This is a genomic window from Paraburkholderia sp. SIMBA_054 (genome assembly GCF_046534875.1).
GTDB lineage: Bacteria > Pseudomonadota > Gammaproteobacteria > Burkholderiales > Burkholderiaceae > Paraburkholderia > Paraburkholderia hospita.
The window spans coordinates 1-276 of sequence record NZ_JAWRXV010000670.1; the positions used below are offsets into that span (position 1 = coordinate 1).

Annotated in this window: 1 pseudogene; it reads right to left on the bottom strand. The window is 59.4% G+C overall.

Annotated features, from left to right (window positions below):
• Positions 1-253: pseudogene (locus SB822_RS56780) on the bottom strand (D-alanyl-D-alanine carboxypeptidase); the annotation flags it as partial.
• Positions 254-276: the final 23 nt, after the last annotated feature.

The following is a 276-nucleotide window of genomic DNA, read 5'->3' on the forward strand; positions in this document are numbered from 1 at the left end:
GATTGTTGTGGCCGTTGCGAACACGGTCGCGGAAAGTGAAGGAGCGCTGCGAGAACAACTCATATTGTTCCGGAAAGTCACGGCGGAGCGACATGCCAAGCACGGCCATATCCCGCGCTGTGGTCAGCTGGGTTGACTTCGCGGTCAGTCCCGACGGATTGACGAAGAAAGTGCTCTTCATGCCGATCTGGCGCGCACGCTGCGTCATCAACCGGCCAAAAGCCGCTTCCGATCCGGCGATATATTCGCCCATGACCGTCGCCGCATCATTGGCCG